General features: G+C 35.2%; 8 protein-coding genes. 3 read left to right on the top strand and 5 right to left on the bottom strand.

Features of this window, described 5'->3' with window-relative positions; all coding sequences use genetic code 11:
• The first annotated feature begins 26 nt into the window (after nt 1-26).
• The 3 genes from MWU65_RS04980 to MWU65_RS04970 all read left to right on the top strand — a co-directional run bounded on the left by MWU65_RS04980 (nt 27) and on the right by MWU65_RS04970 (nt 3,907).
• Nucleotides 27-3,221 (top strand): efflux RND transporter permease subunit, encoded by a 3,195-nt coding sequence (locus MWU65_RS04980; protein WP_247076078.1) that lies wholly within the window; start codon nt 27-29, stop codon nt 3,219-3,221.
• A 165-nt stretch (nt 3,222-3,386) separates the two neighbouring features.
• A complete protein-coding gene (locus tag MWU65_RS04975; protein ID WP_247076077.1) occupies nt 3,387-3,692 on the top strand; it encodes a hypothetical protein in 306 nt (101 codons plus the stop codon).
• 29 nt (nt 3,693-3,721) lie between these two features.
• On the top strand, nt 3,722-3,907 hold the full coding sequence (locus MWU65_RS04970; RefSeq protein ID WP_247076076.1) for a DUF2892 domain-containing protein: 186 nt from the start codon (nt 3,722-3,724) through the stop codon (nt 3,905-3,907).
• 184 nt (nt 3,908-4,091) lie between these two features.
• On the opposite strand, the gene MWU65_RS04965 is transcribed toward MWU65_RS04970, so the two are convergent.
• The 5 genes from MWU65_RS04965 to MWU65_RS04945 all read right to left on the bottom strand — a co-directional run bounded on the left by MWU65_RS04965 (nt 4,092) and on the right by MWU65_RS04945 (nt 13,772).
• The gene (locus MWU65_RS04965; protein WP_247076075.1) at nt 4,092-5,669 is read right to left on the bottom strand and encodes a solute:sodium symporter family transporter; all 1,578 of its coding nucleotides are present in this window, start codon (nt 5,667-5,669) and stop codon (nt 4,092-4,094) included.
• Between the two features lie 94 nt (nt 5,670-5,763).
• Nucleotides 5,764-6,642, bottom strand: coding sequence for an inositol oxygenase (locus MWU65_RS04960; RefSeq protein ID WP_247076074.1), 879 nt, complete (start codon nt 6,640-6,642; stop codon nt 5,764-5,766).
• Nucleotides 6,643-6,816: 174 nt separating this feature from the next.
• Complete coding sequence (locus tag MWU65_RS04955) at nt 6,817-10,839, bottom strand: hybrid sensor histidine kinase/response regulator transcription factor (protein ID WP_247076073.1); 4,023 nt, start codon at nt 10,837-10,839, stop codon at nt 6,817-6,819.
• 55 nt (nt 10,840-10,894) lie between these two features.
• Entirely contained in the window at nt 10,895-12,730 is a 1,836-nt protein-coding gene (locus MWU65_RS04950; RefSeq protein ID WP_247076072.1) for a metallophosphoesterase, read from the bottom strand.
• Nucleotides 12,711-13,772: a phosphatidylinositol-specific phospholipase C1-like protein gene (locus tag MWU65_RS04945; protein WP_247076071.1), complete on the bottom strand. Its 1,062-nt coding sequence runs from the start codon at nt 13,770-13,772 to the stop codon at nt 12,711-12,713. Before MWU65_RS04945 ends, MWU65_RS04950 begins: the two co-directional genes overlap by 20 nt.

Below are 13,772 nucleotides of genomic sequence, written 5' to 3'. Positions count from 1 at the left end.
CTGTTAAAACGTCAAAAAAAAATAAAATGAAAGAAGGTATCGCAGGAAAAATTGCCAAAGTCTTTATGCAATCAAAATTAACTGTATTGTTAATGATTGTGTTTATGGTCGTTGGAGTCTATAGTTCGTTTTTAATTCCGCGTGAGGAAGAGCCACAAATTGATGTGCCAATGGCCGACATTTTTGTGGGGTATCCTGGGGCTAGCCCTACGGAAGTAGAATCGCGCGTGATTAAGCCATTAGAGCAGTTAATTTCCAATATTAAAGGGGTAGAATATGTGTATTCTACCTCGATGAAGGAGCAAGGTATGGTCATTGTCCAGTTTTATGTTGGGGAAGATATTGAGCGTTCATTTGTGAAATTATACAATGAAATTAACAAGCATATGGACCAAATGCCGCAAGGTGTTACCTTTCCATTAGTAAAAACCCGTGCCATTGATGATGTACCCATGTTGGGCTTAACCCTGTGGAGTGAACAGTATGACGATTACCAACTAAGTCAGATAGCACAAGAGTTAGAGGCTGAAGTTAAAAAGGTAAATGATGTGGCAATTACACATAAAATTGGTGGAAGAAACAGGCAATTGCGTGTGGTATTAGATAAAGACAAATTAGTGGCCAGCGGTTTGGATTTTTTATCGGTTTCTGAAATGATTAGGGCCAACAACAGTCAATTAAGCACTGGAAGTTTTGATAAAAATGATACCGAATTTTTAATTAAAACCGGTACGTTTTTAGAATCTGCTGCTGATGTTGAAAATTTGGTGGTTGGTGTACAACAAAATCAGCCGATCTACTTAAAACAAATTGCTCAAATAATTGATGGGCCAGAAGTGCCATTAAATTATGTCAGTTTAGGGTTTGGAAAAGGAAGCCTAAAATCATCGGACTATAATTCTGAATATCCAGCGGTCACCATTTCTATCGCTAAACGAAAAGGTGCAGATGCCATGAAAATTTCGGAAGTGATTATTGACAAGGTAGAACATTTACGGGGCAGCTTAATTCCTGATGATGTACATGTTGAAATAACCCGAAATTATGGGGAAACAGCTTCACAAAAAGTAGCTGAACTCTTATGGCATCTTATAGGTTCTATCTTCGCGGTAACCCTAGTTGTTATGTTAGCCATGGGTTGGCGTGGTGGCTTGGTTGTATTCTTATCGGTTCCAATTACGTTTGCCTTAACGTTGTTGAGTTATTATATGATGGACTATACTCTAAACCGAATTACCCTATTTGCCTTGGTATTTGTTACAGGAATCGTTGTAGATGACTCCATTATTATTGCCGAAAATATGCACCGGCATTTTAAAATGAAACGCCTGCCCTTTAAACAAGCAGCCTTATATGCGATAAATGAGGTTGGTAATCCAACAATTCTGGCAACCTTTACTGTAATTGCCTCTGTTTTACCGATGGCTTTTGTTTCTGGATTAATGGGTCCTTATATGGCACCGATGCCCATTGGAGCATCAATTGCTATGATTTTATCACTCTTTGTAGCCTTAACCATTACACCTTATTTGGGCTATATTTTCTTAAGAGAAAAAGATAAAAAAGGCCTCCCTAAAAAGGTAGAAAAACCCTTAGAAGAAACCTTTATTTACCGAATTTATAATAAGTTGGAACGTCCTTTATTAGAAAGCAAATCCAAACGTTGGTTGTTTTTAGGAGGTACCTTTGTAATTCTTATGGTAACAATGGTTCTATTTTTCACCAATTCAGTGGCTGTAAAAATGTTACCGTTTGATAATAAGAATGAATTTCAAGTGGTTATTGATATGCCAGAAGGCACAACATTAGAACGTACTGGGGTAGTAACTCAAGAGATATCACAGTATTTGTCTACGAGACCCGAAGTGGTGAATTATCAAAATTATGTTGGTACTTCTGCGCCTATAACCTTTAATGGTTTGGTGCGACATTACGATTTACGTGGCGGTAGCAATATGGCAGATATTCAAGTGAACCTTATTGGTAAAGATGAGCGTGACCTTCAAAGCCATGGTATTGCAAAATTATTACGCCCAGATATTCAGAAGATTGCAGCCAAATACAATGCCAATGTAAAACTAGTTGAAGTTCCGCCAGGACCACCAGTACTCTCCACAATTGTTGCAGAAGTTTATGGCCCCGATTATCAAGAGCAAATTAGAATTGCAAATAGCATTCAGGATATTTTGCACCATACTGCTGATGTGGTAGATATTGATTGGATGGTTGAAGATGACCAAATTGAATACCTGTTTGAAATCAATAAAGAAAAAGCAATGTTGTATGGTATTGCACCACAACAAATAACACATACCATGCAATTGGCCATGGCTAACAGACCTATTACAAATTTATATGATGAAGATGCGGTAAGCCAAATAGGTTTAATACTAGCTTTAGACGAAAAAGAGAAGTCTACAATTACTGATATTTCTCAATTAAAAGTAAAGTCGAAACAAGGCAATATGGTTCCAATTTCAGATTTGGTAACTATTACAGAAACGACCGCTGCAAAAAGCATATATCGTAAAAACCAAAAGCGTGTGGTTTATGTATTAGCAGATATGGCTGGAGAATTAGAAAGTCCTGCCTACGCTATTTTAGGAATGGAAGACAAATTGAAAGAGATTCCATTACCTCAAGGATATGAGTTAAACGAATTGTATTTAGGCCAACCGGAATTTGAAGATAATTATACCGTAAAATGGGACGGAGAATGGCAAATCACCTTGGAGGTCTTTCGGGATTTAGGGATTGCCTTTTTAGGAGCAATCATATTGATTTACATCTTAATTGTAGGTTGGTTCCAAAACTTTAAAGCCCCCATTGTTATGATGGTTGCGATTCCGTTATCATTGATCGGAATTATTTTAGGGCATTGGATTATGGGTGCCTTTTTTACGGCAACTTCGTTTATTGGAATGATTGCTCTAGCAGGAATTATGGTGCGAAACTCCGTATTGCTCATCGACTTTATAAATCTGAGAACAGCAGAAGGGGTCCCTTTAAAACAAGCGGCCATAGAAGCAGGAGCCGTGAGAACAACACCAATATTATTAACCGCTGGTACGGTTGTTATTGGAGCCTTTGTGATTTTGTTTGATCCAATTTTTCAAGGTTTAGCCATTTCATTAATGGGTGGAACTATTGTTTCAACCGTCTTGACACTGTTGGTAGTACCCTTGGTGTATTATATGATAGAGCGGAAGAATTATAAATAAAGTTAGATCTCTTAACCTGATTTTTGAAATCAAAATATATTTTGATTGAAGATAACGAAAATCAGCTTTAAAAAAATTGTAACAAGAAGTTCTAATGCTCTTCCAAACAAGTAAGAAAGTATTCAAAATTACCGGAACTGACGAAAACATAAAAAAATAGAAATCATGAAATTAGTTATAGTTACTGCAGTGGAAGAATTTCAAAAAGATCTTTTGAAACTATTTAAAAAAGCAAATATTGAAAACTTTAGTAGTTCTGACATTGATGGATATAAAAACGGCGCCTCTGTTTTAATAGCCTCGAGTTGGTTTCCAGGCGAAAAATTTGGTCATGAATCAAGATTATTCTTCTCCTTTACTGAAGCCGAGAATATTGATGTTTTGTTTGAATTCATAAAAGAATTCAATTCCAATTTAGAATCTAATAATCCAATTAAAGGGATTGTTGTTCCTATTGAGAAATTTATATAAAGAAGTTGTTTAATTTAAAATTAATTAAAATGCTAAATACATATTTTAGAGTTATTGTTGGAGTAATGGTATTATTAAGCGTGGTACTAAGTGCCTTTGTAAGTCCCAATTGGATGTGGTTTACCGTATTTATAGGTGTCAATTTAATTCAATCTGCATTTACAAAATGGTGCTTACTAGAAACTATTTTAAAACGCTTAGGAATAAAAAAATAGCTACTAAGTTCGCCTTGGATTTATTTAAAAGCATACAGTTTAATTGAAGTAGATCTGGGCAACCTTAGAATTTTAAAAGTTCTTTTGAAATCACTCAAAATTGGTTTAAATAACATTATATGGATCTAATGAAAGTTTACAAAAAACTATTCCAAGTAAAATAAAACCCAGCAGAGGAACCTATTTAGTTGCTACCCAATAAAATGTAGATAACAATGGTAACAATACATAAAAAGATAGCCATTGGCTTGGTATATTTCCATTCCTTTAAATCGACCACATGCATATCTTCTTGGTTGTCTTCACTGTTTGCAGGGTACATATAGGAAACGCCAAACATCACGGCCAAATTCAGTAAAAATTCTATACCCCAAATATGTACAAAATGAATATCGACTTTAAAAACAAAAGTGGTTAGAATATAAAATGCAAGCCCTACAAACAAGGCTACTTTGGCTCCCATAGCCGATATTTTCTTAAGAAAGAATCCTGCCAACATAATAGAAGCGATGGGAATAAAAAAGATACCATTTAATTGTTGGAGAAGTTGATACAAACCATCAGGGGCATTGGCCACCATAGGCGCTACAAGAATAGCAAAAATAGCTAAGATGGCAGAAGTGAGCTTCCCTACTCTCACCAAATTTTTATCACTGCTATTTTTTCTGATATGTCTTTTATAAACATCGATACTAAAAATAGTTGCCGCACTATTTAAAACGCTATTAAAGGTACTTAATACCGCCCCCATTACAATGGCAGCAAAAACCCCAACCAAACCAACGGGTAGCACTTTTTTAATGAGTTCTGGATAAATCATATCTTGATCATCATACAAGGAATCTCCAAAGTAATAAAAACCAATAACCCCTGGCAAGATGATGATTATGGGAACCAATATTTTCAAAACCCCTGTAAACAATAAACCTTTTTGTGCTTCCACCAAATTTTTTGCACCTAAGGCACGTTGAATTATGGTTTGATTCATACTCCAAAAATACAACTGATTGATGATTAAGCCTGTAAACAAAACCCCAAAAGGCAATACAGAATCCTTTGCCCCTATCACATTAAATTTTTCTGGACTGTGATTATACACCTTTACCAATCCATCTACTGGGTTGCCTTCGCCAATACTAACCAAGGCAATTAGGGGTATGGCTAACCCGCCTATTAATAATCCATACCCATTTATGGTGTCAGATACCGCCACTGCTTTTAATCCGCCAAAGATGGCATAAATAGAACCTAAAACTCCAATGGCAACCACCGTAATCCAAAGTCCCTGTCCCTTTGAAACTTCTAAAACTTCTGAAATATTAAAAATGCTTTCAATATTTATGGCTCCAGTATAGAGAACAATTGGCAATAAGGTAACGATAAACGAAATCATTAAAAATAGGGCCACTAAAGTTCGCGTGGTACTATCAAATCGCTTCTCTAGATACTCTGGGATGGTGGTAAGTCCCATTTTTAAATATTTGGGCACAAAATAAATTGCCGCTGCCACTAGGGCTAAGGCCGATGTTACTTCCCATGCTATAATAATAAATCCGTTTTTATAAGATGACCCGTTCATACCTATTAGGTGTTCGGTAGAAATATTGGTGAGCAACATGGAACCCGCAATAACAACCCCGGTAAGACTTCTTCCGCCAAGAAAATAACCATCTTTTGAGTCGAGTTTTTCGCTTCGGAGTTTGTACCAAGAATAAAGCGCAACAAAGGCTGTAAACGCAAAAAAGGTAAGAAAGGTGTACATAAAGGTGGTTTGGTTTGGTTAATGAAAAGCACAAAAAGGCAATTGAATTAATGTCTTACACCCATTCAATTAAACTATATGAATTATAGGTTGTTTAAAATTTTAGCTTTTCAGGTAAATATTTTGCCACAAGCTCCTTATAATAGGGCAATAATTCTTCAACATTTGGCGGTTCTGGTGCTTTTGAATATAAATCGTATGGATTAAATTTCTTTACCCATTCAAACATTTCAACATCCTTTTCATTCATCAAATGCCTGTACTCATTTTCTTTATGTTGTGCATAAAAGGAATGATAACGAATCATATACAATGCTGGCTCTGGCAAATAATCTTTCATTATTTGGTATAAATATTCATCATGTCCCCAACTCATCTTTACCTTATCTAAACCGCAATTGGGCTTGTAAACACCATACTTTGTATTGAAGCGTTTATTGGTGTAATCTGGATTTTCTTTAAAGAATTCAGCATATACTATCTTATCTGAATAGGCACAACCAACAGGAAACGTATCACCAACAACGGCCCATTGTGGTTCGTCAAACAAGCATAAAATTTTACCTAAATCATGAATAAATCCAGTGAGTACAAACCAATCTGGGTGCCCATCTCCTCTAATTGCCTCCGACGTTTGTAACAAGTGTTGTAATTGGTCTAAGTCAATATCAGGATCACTATCATCCACCAAAGTATTTAAAAAATCGACAGCTTCCCAAATAGACATTTCCTTGCGATCAAATTTTAAGAACTCGGCTTCCTTTTCACAAACAAAATCATAGGTTTGATACTGGTGATTTATTCTATAGAACTCTTTAACGGTATCTAAACGTTCGGAATCTATATAATTTCTAAACTCCTCCTTTTCCTTTACCTGCTCAGAAGGATCTGGATATCTGTCTAACAAGTTTTCTTCCCAATCGTCTATATTACCCATAGGGTTTTGTTCATTCTTAAGTGCATCTTTTCTCATATCTCTTCTATTTACTGGTAAAAAACCAACACTAATTCATCAACTAAATTTAATCATTAATTTTAAGGTATAACCAACTAACACCATAAACCATAGTCTTATGCAATTTAGAATATTAACGAATTACGTAGATGGATGAATACATCAAAAATATGGATACTATCCCTATTGGGATTATAACAATTTGCTCGGTGGAAAACCAAATTGCTTTTTAAAACACCTACTAAAATACAAAGGATCATTAAAGCCCACCAAGTTAGCTACTTCAGACACGTTGTATTTTTTAGTTTTTAAGAAGTGAGCCGATTTCTTTAGTCGAACTGTCCTGAGAAATTCGTTGGGTGCTAAATCTGTTAATTCTTTTACTTTTCTGTATAACTTTGATGAACTCATACCTAGTTCGCTGCACAGGTAAGTCGTAGTTAACTCCGTATCATTTAAATTTTCATCGATAAGGTTTGTTATTTTTTCCATTAAAGCTTTATCTATAGGTGAGTGTGTAAGTAAACTTATTTCACTTTCTACTTCGCCCGAAAATTTTGCTTTTAATTCCAACCTGGTTTTTATAACATTTTGTATAACGGTTTTTAATAAAGCAGGATCAAAAGGTTTTACTAAGTACCCATCAGCACCCATATTATACCCTTTCACCTTATCTTCATTTTCGGAAAGTGCCGTTAATAGAACAACGGGAATATGACTAATAAATTCATCGTTTTTTAATTCTTCACAAAATTGGAGTCCGTCCATAACCGGCATCATTACATCTGCCACACATAGGATGGGTTTTACTTGACGACAAATTTGAAGTCCTTCTTCGCCATTTTCAGCCTCATACACTTTGTAGTAGTCAGACAAATAGTCCTTTAAATAATTCCGAAGTTCCATATTGTCTTCAACAACAAGGATTTTTTCTTTGATAGTAGTCGTACTAACCGCTTTTTTCACGGGTGCATACACCACAGTTTCTGGTTCGTTTTCCTTGGTAACATATTCAAAAACCTCTTCCTTACTGTAGGAATTACGATCTATGGGAATTTCAAGCGTAAACACACTTCCTTTACCTGGAATACTTTTAACTTTTATAACACCTTTATGAAGTTCTACCAAAGATTTTACCAACGATAACCCAATACCAGAACCTGTATTGTTTGCTTTACTATTGGTTGCCTGGTAAAATCTAGTAAATATTTTTTCTTGACTGTTTAATGGAATACCAATACCATCATCGGTCACTTCCACAATTAAGTGCTGTTCTCCTAAGTTTACATACAGTTCTACATGTCCGTATTTATTGGTGAATTTTATAGCATTAGACAATAAATTGTATAAAATTTTATCGTATTTATCCCTGTCTATCCATCCAAAAAGAGTCTTCTCTTCCGTATTAAAAATTAATTCAATTTGTTTGTTATAGGCAAATTCTTTAATGGTATCAAAAATGTTTTTTGTATATAACAGAATATCTGTTTTTGACACTTTAAGCTTAAGTTCTCCTGTTTGTGCCTTTCTAAAATCGAGTACTTGATTTACTAGATTTAAGAGCCTACTTGCATTTTGATGTATGAGATTAAATCTGCTTTTTTGATATGCACTACTTTTCTCTTTCCCCTCTTCTATCAATTGTTTTACGGGGCCTAAAATAAGGGTTAAGGGAGTTCTAAGTTCATGTGAAATATTCGTAAAAAAACGAAGTTTTTCGTTATTTAGTTTAATATCTCGCTCTCTGTTTACTTTTTCAGTAACCAATTCTTGCTTTAATCGCATCCTATTTTTAACTTCCTTTCTTATAAAATAGAAGGCTAAAAATACAATCAATAAGAATAGTAAAAGCGCTGGATAAGTTAACCAAAATGGGGGGTTAATCTTTATTTTATAGGGTACTACCTTACTCCATTGCCCATCACTATTACTCGCTTTTATTTTAAAAACATAGGCTCCGGGAAATAAATTAGTGTACTGTATGGCTCTAGAATTACTATTGGCAGCAATCCAATCCTCATCAAAACCTTCCAACATATATTCAAACTTGTTCAGTTTTTCATTGGCATAAGACGGAGCTGTAAACTGAATTGAAAAGTTTCTATTTTTATAATTAAGTGCTATACTTTTGGTATCGTTAAAGTCTTTTTCTAATGGAATTTGACCATTAATTTCCATCCCAGGAAATACCTCTTTATTTTGAATTTTAAAGCCCGTAATTACTGGATTTGGTGCCAATTGATTTTCTTGTATGGTATAAGGAGAAAAGTAAATAACTCCATTTTTTCCACCCAAATAAATGTTGGAGTTTTCAAAATTATAAAAACCACCAGAACTAAAAAAGTCTAACCTATTTCCACTATTCACATGATAAAGATTAAAACCTTGCGTGCTTAAATTAAGTTTTGCAACGCTATTATTATTAATGTTAAACCACAGATCTCCATTGGCATCTGTTAGCATATCGGTTACCCATTTACCGACCAGTTCTTCTGGTTCTTTTAAAGCTACAAACGCATTAGTTTCGGCATCAAAAAAGCTAATTCCCTTACGAGTAGAAGCCCAGAGTTTTCCGTTTTTATCAAAAATTATATCACTTACATTGTCATGCAATAGCCCTTCTTCAGGATAAGAAGAAGCCATATAAGACCGTTTTTCTTTGGGGGCCATCTTGTATTTTACAACACCTGTTTCTGTCGCAAACCACAAAGAACCATTTTTGTCATTCCTAATTTCATTTATCTCATAATCAGGTAATAAAACGCCAAAATCAGTTTGTATTTTTTGTGTTTTGCTGTCTAAGATTACTGCGCCTTCGCCAAAAGAACCTAATACGAGCCTACCATCTTCTAACTGCTCAAAGGCCGTTACCGGAGATTGGTTAAAGCCAACATAGATTACTTTAGAAGTGTTTGTTTTATAATTATACACCAAGACTTCTCCATTCCACAAACCGCAATAAAATATACTACCATCGATTGAATAAATACTAGCGATATCTTTTTCGTTATTATAAAGTGGAATAAATCTTGTATCCTTAGTAATGAACAATCCGTTGTGTCTGGTGGCTACAATTATTTTTTTATCATATGTTTTAGAAAACCCACGTATCCTTGGAGCTTTGTTACCTATATATGAAGAAATATCCTTATTAAAATTAAACTGATTTTCAAATGGATCGTACTTATCTAAGCCATCTTCTGTACCAATCCAAAGCACTCCAGAGGCATCAAAATAGAGTGAAGAAACCAAATTATCAACAAGTGATGTGTCTTCTGACAACACGGCATAATGATTCTTAAATTCCCCTTTAGCAATGTCTTCTAGTTGGTTACATTCTAAAAGTCCCCCAAGAGTTCCCACCCAATATTTACCATCTGGTGCTTGGGCTACCGACAGAAAATAAGGCCCTAAATCATCTCGAACCTCATCATCTTCTATATATAAATTAACGAAGGTATTTGTTAACTTATCTAATTTATACAAGCCCTCTCTTGACCCAACAAAAATATCGGACTTACGATCTTCGTATATAAAGTTAACGTAAGGGTTCTTATCTGTTGAGTTAGGAATATCTAAGGAATAAGTAATTATTTGGTCAATATCTCCATTTTGGCTAACCTTGATTCGGGCCACAGAACCGCTGATATAACTTCCCACCCAAATGGTCCCATTTTTATCTTCAAAAATCTCCTTAATATAATTAAAACCTTCAATTTCAACCTTTTTAAACCTATTCTCTGCAACATAAAAAACATAAAGCCCTTTGGTCTTTGTCCCTACCCAAACACGTTTGTATTTATCAATATGAACCGACCTAATCTCTTCGTCTTCCAAGCCATTAGCCCCATCTGCTTCCGGTAAAAAGGTTGTGAATTTATGGGTGTCGGTTTTAAAAAGAGATAAACCTTTTCTTGTTCCTATCCACAAATTATTAGACTCTTCATCGAGTTCTAGTGCCGTAATATCATCATTGTACAGAGTGTTTTCTGTTGAAGTTTTACTTAAATACGACTTAAATTCATACCCATCAAACCTATTGAGGCCGTGAAAAGTTCCCAACCATAAAAACCCATGTTTATCTTGAACAATATGGCGTACGGAATTGTGCGATAATCCATCGTTATCATTATAGTGTTCAAACTTTATGTTTTGCCCATTTACCTTCCAAAATAAAAAAACAAAACTTATGACTATGAATACTTTTAGTTTCATTGTAGTGTATACCGTAGCTGCAATTTATAAATTTAAATGGCAACTTCCATTTAAATCATTCTTGAGGCGAAATTCGTTGCATTGCATTCGTATTTAAATTTATTTTAAAATGATTTGATGGTTGTCCAGCTGCTGTTTTGTTGAAAATTTTTCCCCACAATGCAAATTGCACATTGTCAGATGTCTTTAGCCTATCACAAACAATCTTATACTGCTCTAACCGCTTTAGCCCAATATCAGGTACCGCCATTTCATCTGCACTTCGCAATTGATAAAAATCAAAAATCATATCGGCCCCTGTCCATTCTTTATATTCAGGATAGTTTATGGTTTTATCATTGGCAGCAAGTCTCATGAGGTCTTCCCCCGTTAAATGGACCAAATCATTCTTAAACTCAGCTGGCCAATCTCTTGGTAAAAATCGCAGTCTCACCAATTCTTTTAAATGCCATTGGGTAAATTCTTTATACGTTTTAGCCGTTAAAACATTCGCATTCCAAAGGCTACTACTATCTTTCGTTTCTTTTAAATGCCGATACTCTTCTTCATACAAAGGAAACAAATCAGTAAACCCTTGCACGGAATCGATAACTATAGTTTCTATTTCAAAGGCTGTAGGAGAATGGATAGTAAGTAGTTTATAAGCTGGAATATAAGCTGCCAAGGATGGTATTTGAATATTTACTAATTTGTTTCCAAGCTTTGTAGTCCTGACCCCTGTATCATTACTATGCATATGACCCCCAAAATGAATTTTTAGTCCAGCATCCGCAAAGGCCTCAGCTACTTGATCATTTGGCACCCGATGCAACTGCATTTTATCTTCTCCAAACAATAACTTTAATTCGTTTGAAGCATCATCATTAAAATCTACCATAGGGTAATGACTAAAAGTAATTAATGTTTTCCCTAATTGTTCTGCACGTTTTGTCACTGTATTGACCCAAGAAATTAAATGTTTTTTATGTGTTAGAACATGGTTATACCCTACACTTGCACTGCCATAGTTTGAGGGAGTAAAGCCATCTTCTTCACTGTTCCCTTTTGGTATATAAACATTAGCATCTATAGCTAAAAACCATAAATCTTCACTTGGCTCCACCAAATAGCTTACATCTGGTATCTTATAAGCGGTATCTGGCAGACGGTATACCCTATTGTCTACTACTGCTTGGCTGGCTGCTGTACTAAATGAATACTCATCATACGTATAGTTCGTAAAGGGAGTTTCCCAATAAACATCAGATTTCTTGGGAAAAAAGCCAAAGGCATGTAATTCTTTTAAAATTTCATCATACCCTAGTTTTGCAATATCTTTTGTAATAACTAAGGGTAAGGCTAAGGTATCTTGAACACTATAGAGATCTGAGCTACTAAAAATTGGTTGTGCCTTACCTCCTTCACCCAAAAAATCACTTTTACCTGCATCTTGAAAAAATGGTTTTACCGGATCGTGATTGCCTGTTGTCAACAAAAAATTGATACTGTGTTCCTTGGCATAAGCTGCAAGAATACGCTGTAGGCCTCTGATATTAATAAGCTGCCCATCATCGCTAAAATCTCCGGGTAATACCACATATTTTACACCTCTGGCAGCCACATCATCTAAGGCCGATAAGAAAGCATAATAATTCTCATTGAACAAGCGAGTTGATTCTAATTGTGACTTCATAGTACGCGCCAAAGTAAATTTACCGGTCTTCGTATTTTTAACACCCTTATAATCGGTATCCTGAAATGCACCATAAATATCCTGCAAATGAACATCGGCTAAAAAAGCAACTTGTATGTTTTGCCCTTTTTTAAACTGTTTTTCTGTACAGGAAAAACAAACCACAACTAACAGTACATATAGCCCCTTAATTAACAATTTAGTTTTTGATTTTCTCATAGGTGCCTTTTCCGAAATTTATTTCAAATGTAGATGGAAAAAGTGTAGAAGGACTATAATAATCCGTTGAAATTACTTGTGCTCCTGATGCTTTTGCCTTTTCAAATCTATCGTAATTAGCAGTACGAGCTTCTTTGGTACTAGCGTCTGCCCGTGTACGAACCATATACCCTTTGGCCACTAATTCTTGAATATAATTAAAATCTTTAATGGGGTCGTTTACAATCCTAAAAGCCGCCTCTGGTTTTCCTTCTTTACTATTTACAAACAAGATCCTATTTTTTAATGCGGCATGATTTTCAATATAACGATTTATTTTTTCTTCCTTCTCGTCGAGCACAAAAAGGAATCGCCCTTTAACCGCTGATAACTTTGGCCAACCTTTAGCTAGAATTGCAGCTTCAAGCGTTTCAAAATCACCTCGTACCAAATCTGGGGTAATTAATTTATCGTCAGAAAAAACACTCTTAATTTCAACATCTATATTATCTAATGCCTCTTTGGTAAAAGGCAAAGGTTCTGTGGTGCCCACTATTTTTTGATCTTTGGCATTTATCAGAATATAAATTGGACTGTGATTGGGGTTGGCATCGGACCATTTTTTTAAGGTTTCTAAGCCTTCCTTAAAAACCAAGTGATGGCTTCTAAAATCTATATCCTGAATATGAAACATTTTTAAACCAGGGGTTTGTAGTTTTTGTTCTTTATCAAACACCAATGGTTTGTCTCCACTAGCCTTAACAATATCCAATCCTTTGGGGCTTGAATAACGGCCACCTAATGGATCGTGAAATACATCGAACTCTAAATTCCGCAGGCCTAAATCCAGTTGGGCCTCCACTGATATATGCCCGTATTGCAAGGCATTTGCTCTTGAAGAATCTACAGTTTTTAAATACTCGAAAAGCGCAGGCTCAATTGGAATTTTATAGGAATTATGACTCCCAATCACTTGCACATCCTGAAGTGCTATTTGGTTTTCACTACAAGCTGACACTGCCAAGACAGCACCTAAAAGTATACTAATTTTTATTCTAAACAT

The sequence above is a fragment of the Cellulophaga sp. F20128 genome (assembly GCF_023015805.1).
GTDB lineage: Bacteria > Bacteroidota > Bacteroidia > Flavobacteriales > Flavobacteriaceae > Cellulophaga.
This window is presented reverse-complemented; position numbering and strand designations above follow the sequence as displayed.

Coding starts and splice junctions, on each gene's coding strand:
- MWU65_RS04980 (WP_247076078.1), top strand. CDS start 27: ATGAAAGAAGGTATCGCAGGAAAAATTGCCAAAGTCTTTATGCAATCA.
- MWU65_RS04975 (WP_247076077.1), top strand. CDS start 3,387: ATGAAATTAGTTATAGTTACTGCAGTGGAAGAATTTCAAAAAGATCTT.
- MWU65_RS04970 (WP_247076076.1), top strand. CDS start 3,722: ATGCTAAATACATATTTTAGAGTTATTGTTGGAGTAATGGTATTATTA.
- MWU65_RS04965 (WP_247076075.1), bottom strand. CDS start 5,669: ATGTACACCTTTCTTACCTTTTTTGCGTTTACAGCCTTTGTTGCGCTT.
- MWU65_RS04960 (WP_247076074.1), bottom strand. CDS start 6,642: ATGAGAAAAGATGCACTTAAGAATGAACAAAACCCTATGGGTAATATA.
- MWU65_RS04955 (WP_247076073.1), bottom strand. CDS start 10,839: ATGAAACTAAAAGTATTCATAGTCATAAGTTTTGTTTTTTTATTTTGG.
- MWU65_RS04950 (WP_247076072.1), bottom strand. CDS start 12,730: ATGAGAAAATCAAAAACTAAATTGTTAATTAAGGGGCTATATGTACTG.
- MWU65_RS04945 (WP_247076071.1), bottom strand. CDS start 13,772: ATGTTTAGAATAAAAATTAGTATACTTTTAGGTGCTGTCTTGGCAGTG.